General features: G+C 38.1%; 7 protein-coding genes. 3 read left to right on the forward strand and 4 right to left on the reverse strand.

The window, feature by feature from the left end:
- Positions 1–36 precede the first annotated feature (36 nt).
- The 3 genes from H7T99_RS04830 to H7T99_RS04840 form a co-directional block, all read right to left on the reverse strand.
- Positions 37–1,452 (reverse strand): sensor histidine kinase, encoded by a 1,416-nt coding sequence (locus H7T99_RS04830; protein ID WP_037600837.1) that lies wholly within the window; start codon positions 1,450–1,452, stop codon positions 37–39.
- Complete coding sequence (locus H7T99_RS04835; RefSeq protein ID WP_002891134.1) at positions 1,442–2,116, reverse strand: response regulator transcription factor; 675 nt, start codon at positions 2,114–2,116, stop codon at positions 1,442–1,444. The genes H7T99_RS04830 and H7T99_RS04835 overlap by 11 nt, the downstream gene beginning before the upstream one ends.
- A 199-nt stretch (positions 2,117–2,315) precedes the next feature.
- Positions 2,316–3,986, reverse strand: a complete 1,671-nt coding sequence (locus H7T99_RS04840; protein WP_037600835.1) for a formate--tetrahydrofolate ligase — start codon at positions 3,984–3,986, stop codon at positions 2,316–2,318.
- A gap of 195 nt (positions 3,987–4,181) precedes the next feature.
- Between H7T99_RS04840 and H7T99_RS04845 the strand changes: the two genes are divergently transcribed.
- The 3 genes from H7T99_RS04845 to H7T99_RS04855 are packed head-to-tail and all read left to right on the forward strand — an operon-like array spanning position 4,182 to position 6,007.
- Positions 4,182–4,865 (forward strand): phosphopantothenate--cysteine ligase, encoded by a 684-nt coding sequence (locus H7T99_RS04845; protein ID WP_037600832.1) that lies wholly within the window; start codon positions 4,182–4,184, stop codon positions 4,863–4,865.
- Entirely contained in the window at positions 4,858–5,403 is a 546-nt protein-coding gene (gene coaC / locus H7T99_RS04850; protein ID WP_037600829.1) for a phosphopantothenoylcysteine decarboxylase, read from the forward strand. The genes H7T99_RS04845 and coaC overlap by 8 nt, the downstream gene beginning before the upstream one ends.
- Positions 5,404–5,431: 28 nt before the next feature.
- Positions 5,432–6,007, forward strand: coding sequence for an ECF transporter S component (locus H7T99_RS04855; protein ID WP_037600826.1), 576 nt, complete (start codon positions 5,432–5,434; stop codon positions 6,005–6,007).
- A gap of 135 nt (positions 6,008–6,142) precedes the next feature.
- On the opposite strand, the gene tnpA is transcribed toward H7T99_RS04855, so the two are convergent.
- On the reverse strand, positions 6,143–6,449 hold a 307-nt coding region (gene tnpA / locus H7T99_RS04860), incomplete at its 5' end, for an IS200/IS605 family transposase (RefSeq protein ID WP_201035957.1).

Here is a 6,449-nt window from a genome sequence, read left to right on the forward strand (position 1 = left end):
CTGCTAGATTATCGTCTAGCAGGTTTTCTTTATTAATTAAACTCCGGTGATCTTAACTTCAAAAATCGTTCCCTTTGGTTGATTATCTTTAACAACAATTGTTCCTTTAAGGGCTAAAACAATTTGTTGCGCTAGGGATAAGCCAAGTCCAAACCCACCTTTTTGTCTGGTTCTAGCCTTATCTACGCGATAAAATCGATCAAAGATTTTTTTCTTATCACTATCTGATATTCCAGGACCATTATCAGCTACACAAATATAAAGATGGCGGTCATTAGTGCGGACAGTAAAGGTAACATGTCCGTCATCCTCCGTATATTTAATAGCATTATCAAATAAGATGGTCATTAACTGTTTCAATAACGTTTTATCAGTCTGGATTGGACGACCAACTTGGTTTTGAGCCGTGAAACCTTTCTCATTTTCTTCTGCAATCATGGCATAGTTGGTAAATACTGTATCAAAGAAAGCAGGTTCTAAGGTTTCGATTTCTGGTTTAATACCATCGTCACGACGAGCCAAGTTCAAGAGATTAGTCGTCAAAAGACGCATATTACGTACTTCATCAAGACTTGATGCGATATTCTCAGAATTATCTAAAATGGTGCTCTCAGGTTTTCGGAAAAGAACTTCTAAACGGTTTTGGATAACTGCAAGTGGCGTGCGTAACTCATGACTAGCATTTTCAACAAAAGCCTTCTGCTTCTCCAAGCTTTCCTGGATAGGACGTCTTGACCACTTGGCCAAATACATACTAGCCGCAACAGATAAGAGCCAGAAGAAACTCATCATGATGACAATGAGCTTAACATAACGTTCAGTAGCTTCTTCCAATTGAGTTGTATTAATCGCAATAACAAGGTACTTAGCATCAGGATAGAGACTATTGTCTACTTTTTCAGTAATCAGACGGTACTTTTCCGTTTGATCGAAATAATTCTGAGCACTTCCCTTGCTGATAACATCAATGTTATTTTTGTCTATTGGTAAATTGGATAAGCTTGAAAATTTATCAACAACATTAAGGACTTTTCCATTCTTATCAAGTACCAAGACACTAGTATTTGCCGCAACAGATAAATCGTGAGGGGTATCTTCAATTTTTGATTTCTTCTTAGGTTCTTTTTTAGAGCCACTCGAGTCAGGTGTTTCAGCTGTCGACTCTTTAGTATCATAGGCTTGGTAAATGGTTGTCGTATTATTTTGATCTACCTCAGAAGTCAGAAAAAGTTCCCGTTTGAGCATTTCCATTTCTAAATAAGAATTGGTCTTAGTTGCTGCCATTTTCAGACTAGAGTCCACATTGGAATAAACACCGTAACTCAGAATCTGCAAAATCATGACAGTCATGATAAGGAAAATGCCAGAAAAAGTGGCAAAGAAATGAATGAACGACTTAAATCCGTCTGACTTAATTCTCCTAAAGAGATAATTGAAAAATTTAGTCAGCATTCTTCAAAATATACCCCACACTTCTCAAGGTTTGGAGGTTGGCAGCAAAGTCTGTTCCTTTTAGTTTCTTACGAATTTTAGAAACATAAACCTCGACAACTGATACCGTGGTATCACTATCAAATCCCCAAAGACGGTCAAAAATTTGTGACTTAGGCAAGATGACATTTTGATTTTGTAAGAAGTAAACTAATAAATCAAACTCTTTACCAAGAAGTTCTACTTCTTTATCCCCCACAAAGGTTGAATTTGTAGCAAGATTGACACGAACATCACCAAAAGAAAGTGTGTTTTGGTCAAATTTACCAGATCGTTTCAAAAGTGCTTGAATACGCATCTTCAACTCTTCTAAATAGAAAGGTTTGGTTAGATAGTCGTCTGCACCCAGTTCAAAGCCATGACCCTTATCATCTAGACTTTCCTTAGCCGTCATGATAAGTACAGGGGTTGTTACACCTTTTTCACGTAATTCTCTAAGAACCGTGAAACCATCTTTTTCAGGTAACATAAGGTCTAAAAGAATCAAATCATAGACGCCACTTTCAGCTTCGTAGAGACCTTCATCTCCATCAAAGACTTGCATCACATCAGCAAAGTCATCTAAAAAATCAAAAACTGAGTTCGACAAACTCAAATCATCTTCTACTAGTAGTATTTTAATCATAGTTATCCCCCCTTGTTAGGTGTCAAAGATACAAATAACACTTTGACTAAGTTTTATCATTATATCTAAAATACATATAATCATCTAGTGCTTTGATCTTCTTTTATTTAGATTTAGTCTACTAAACTTTCCTTAAGCTTTTCATAACTGAAACGAAAAAACAGCACCAATAGGTACTGTTTTGTATCGATATTTCTTCTTAGAACAAACCAACAGCTGTTCCGTCTTCAGCTACGTCCATCTTGAGGGCTGCTGGTGCTTTTGGAAGACCAGGCATAGTCATGACGTCACCTGTAAGAGCTACGATAAATCCAGCACCTGTTTTAGGAACAAATTCACGGATAGTGATATCAAAACCTTCTGGTGCTCCAAGTAAGAATTGGTTATCTGAGAAACTATATTGTGTTTTAGCCATACATACTGGCAATTTATCCCAACCGAATTCTGCAAATTGTTTGAGTTGGTTCTTAGCTTTTTTCTCGAAGACAACTGATTTACCACCATAGATTTCAGTAACAATCTTAGTGATTTTTTCTTCCAAGCTATCATCATCAGAATAAAGACGTTTATAGTCGGCATTACCATTTTCAACAGCATCAACTACTGCGTTGGCAAGGTCAATACCACCATCAGCACCATTAGCCCAAACGCTAGCCAATTCAACAGGAACATCGATTTCTGCACAAAGTTCTTTAAGGGCTGCAATTTCAGCTTCAGTATCAGCAACAAATTCGTTAATAGCAACGACTGCTGGAAGACCAAATTTACGAACGTTTTCCACATGACGTTTCAAGTTTGCGAAGCCATCACGAACGGCCTGAACATTTTCTTCAGAGAGGTCAGTTTTGGCTACCCCACCGTGCATTTTGAGGGCACGAAGTGTCGCAACAATAACAACGGCATCAGGAGTTGTTGGGAGGTTTGGAGTCTTGATATCAAGGAATTTTTCAGCACCAAGGTCAGCACCGAAACCTGCTTCAGTAATCGTATAATCAGCCAAACGAAGAGCTGTAGCTGTAGCTAGAACTGAGTTACATCCGTGAGCGATATTGGCAAATGGACCACCGTGTACCAAGGCTGGTGTCCCATAAATTGTCTGTACCAAGTTTGGTTTGATGGCATCTTTAAGAATAAGGGTAAGCGCACCTTCAATTTCAAGATCACCTACATAAACTGGTGTACGGTCATAACGGTAGGCAACTACAATGTTAGCCAAACGTTCTTTAAGGTCATTAATATCAGTAGCCAAGCAAAGAATCGCCATGATTTCAGATGCAACAGTAATATCAAAACCATCTTCACGTGGAATACCATTAAGTGGTCCGCCAAGACCAACATTTACATGACGAAGTGCACGGTCATTAAGGTCAACCACACGTTTCCAAATGATACGACGTTGGTCAATGCCGAGAGCATTTCCTTGATGAATATGGTTGTCAAGAAGGGCTGACAAAGCATTATTTGCTGTAGTAATAGCGTGCATATCCCCTGTGAAGTGGAGGTTGATATCTTCCATCGGAAGCACTTGAGCGTAACCACCACCTGCAGCACCACCTTTGATTCCCATAACCGGACCAAGTGATGGTTCACGAAGGGCAATCATTGTTTTCTTACCAATTTTGTTAAGAGCATCTGCAAGACCAATTGACATGGTTGATTTCCCTTCACCAGCTGGTGTTGGGTTGATAGCTGTCACCAAAATCAATTTTCCTGGCTTATTGTCTTTGACAGCATTGATTTTATCAAATGACAATTTTGCCTTATATTTTCCGTAGAGTTCCAAATCGTCAAAGCCGATTCCAACTTTTTCAACTACTTCTGTGATTGGTTTTAATTCTACACTTTGAGCAATTTCGATATCTGTTTTCATGAGACACTCCTCTATATTTTTCTAAAATCTATTATATCAGAGTTTAATAAAAAACGCATTATTTTTGGTTAATTACTTTTCAATGTTCGGTTTTTGTTTTGTTATAAATCGTTATAACTTTAATTTATAGGGGTACGCCTCAAAAAAATACTTACTTTTATTTACTAAAGACCAAATTTTTAGTACAATACTACTATGAAAATTTTGATTACATCGGGTGGTACCACTGAAAAGATTGATGCTGTACGTGGAATCACAAACCATTCAACAGGTTATCTAGGAAAGGAAATCGCTGAACTTTTCTTGGCTAAGGGTCACCAAGTAACCTTAGTAACGACCAAGACAGCGGTTAAACCAGAACCGAAAGAAAATCTAAAGATTACAGAAATTACGAACGTAGAAAGTCTTCTCAAAAAGATGGAGCCACTCGTCAAAGAGCACGATGTTCTTATACATAGTATGGCAGTCTCTGATTATACTCCTATTTATATGACGGATTTTGCTGAACTGGAGGACACCGAAGATCTCGCTCAATTCTTGCATAAATCTAACACTGAAAGCAAGATATCATCGGCTTCTGATTATCAGGTTCTTTTTCTTAAAAAAACACCGAAGGTCATTAGCCTCGTCAAACAATGGAATCCTGATATTCAATTGATTGGCTTCAAACTTTTGGTTAATGTAAGAAAAGAAGAGCTTTTTGAGGTTGCTCGTGCAAGTCTGAAACGCAACAAAGCTGATATTATTGTTGCCAACGACTTGAGTGATATTACTCCAGATCAGCATATTGCCTATCTTGTTGACGAAAAAAACGAGGAGAAAGTTACGACTAAATCTGCAATTGCTCAAGCTTTATTTGAAAGGATATGCCATGACTAAACGTATCATCCTTGCTGTTTCAGGATCAATATCCGCCTATAAAGCAGCTGATCTAACAAGCAGGTTAAAGAAAAAAGGTTATGACGTTCACGTCATTATGACTGAAGCTGCTCAAGCCTTTATCACCCCTCTGACACTTCAAGTTCTCTCGAAGAACCCCGTTCACACTGATGTCATGGAAGAAAAATTAGCTGAACGTATTAATCATATTGACTTAGGAAAAGAAGCTGACCTCTTTATTGTAGTTCCAGCTTCAGCAAATACCATTGCAAAATTAGCACATGGTATGGCTGATAATATGCTTACTGCTACTGCTTTAGCTTTACCTAACACTACCCCAAAACTAATTGCCCCTGCAATGAATACGAAAATGTATGAAAATCCATTGACTAGGAAAAATTTAGATACTTTGCATGACCTTGGCTACCAAGAAATTCTTCCAAAATCAGGATTACTGGCTTGTGGAGATACGGGACGCGGTGCCTTAGCTGATATCGATGACATTATTGAATCCATTGACAATGCTTTAACAAAATAGCCTTGTAGAGAATAAAAAGGAGTTTATGATGAATAAGAAAAATAAAGCAAACCAAACAGCGCAGTTAGCGCTCTTGATAGCGACTATGGTTGTTATCGAAGTACTTAGTCAAACCATCTTTGCCGCTTTTGTACTTCCAATTAAACCAACCCTAACGCACATCCCAGTTATTATTGCTAGTATCGTCTATGGTCCTAAAATTGGAGCCTATTTGGGTGGTTTCATGGGAATTATGAGTATTGTTCGTAACACAATCATTTATACGGTTAGTAGCTATCTCTTTAGTCCTTTTGTTGAAGGGGGAACTTGGGCATCTGCAGTCATTGCCATCGTTCCTCGTATCCTGATCGGTATTTTCCCTTACTTTGTCTACAAATTACTTCAAAACCGTCTAGGTCTGATGCTATCTGGGGTTTTAGGTGCTTTCACAAATACATTTTTCGTACTTCTCGGCATCTATTTCCTAATCCCTAACTTCTACACAGCAGGTGGCAAAACACTGATGGCAACCATTTTCACAACAAATTCGATTGCTGAAATGATTATCGCCGGTCTGTTAACTCTAAGTATCACACCAGTGTTACTGCGATTGAAAAAATCATAACCACCCGTCTAACGGGTGGTTTGATCAAGGGCTATAAGCCCATAATACCAGCCAGCGCCTAAAGACGCTGGCTTTCACTTTGTTCAAGCCTTATTGCTTTTGACTCGTCACAAGCCTCTCAAAGAGGCATTCGCATTACTTACCATTATCCCTAAAGGGATTTTCATATTCTTTAACGCTTAATTTGTCCAAAACGATATCATGCTTCTCTTGTTCCTGGATATATTTCTTAATTGTGGCTTCATTAAGTCCTACCGTACTTACATAATATCCTTCTGCCCAAAAATGTCTGTTCCCAAATTTATATTTTAAATTGGCGTGTTTATCAAACATCATTAAGGCACTTTTACCTTTTAAATATCCCTTAAAACTAGCTACACTCATTCGTGGTGGAATACTTACTAACATATGGACATGATCTGGCATTAAGTGGCCTTCTATT

This window comes from Streptococcus sp. 17.1 (assembly GCF_016648655.1).
Taxonomy (GTDB): domain Bacteria; phylum Bacillota; class Bacilli; order Lactobacillales; family Streptococcaceae; genus Streptococcus; species Streptococcus salivarius_E.

Excerpts from the sequence above, each read along its gene's own strand:
- H7T99_RS04830 (WP_037600837.1), bottom strand. The coding sequence starts at position 1,452 with ATGCTGACTAAATTTTTCAATTATCTCTTTAGGAGAATTAAGTCAGAC.
- H7T99_RS04835 (WP_002891134.1), bottom strand. The coding sequence starts at position 2,116 with ATGATTAAAATACTACTAGTAGAAGATGATTTGAGTTTGTCGAACTCA.
- H7T99_RS04840 (WP_037600835.1), bottom strand. The coding sequence starts at position 3,986 with ATGAAAACAGATATCGAAATTGCTCAAAGTGTAGAATTAAAACCAATC.
- H7T99_RS04845 (WP_037600832.1), top strand. The coding sequence starts at position 4,182 with ATGAAAATTTTGATTACATCGGGTGGTACCACTGAAAAGATTGATGCT.
- coaC (WP_037600829.1), top strand. The coding sequence starts at position 4,858 with ATGACTAAACGTATCATCCTTGCTGTTTCAGGATCAATATCCGCCTAT.
- H7T99_RS04855 (WP_037600826.1), top strand. The coding sequence starts at position 5,432 with ATGAATAAGAAAAATAAAGCAAACCAAACAGCGCAGTTAGCGCTCTTG.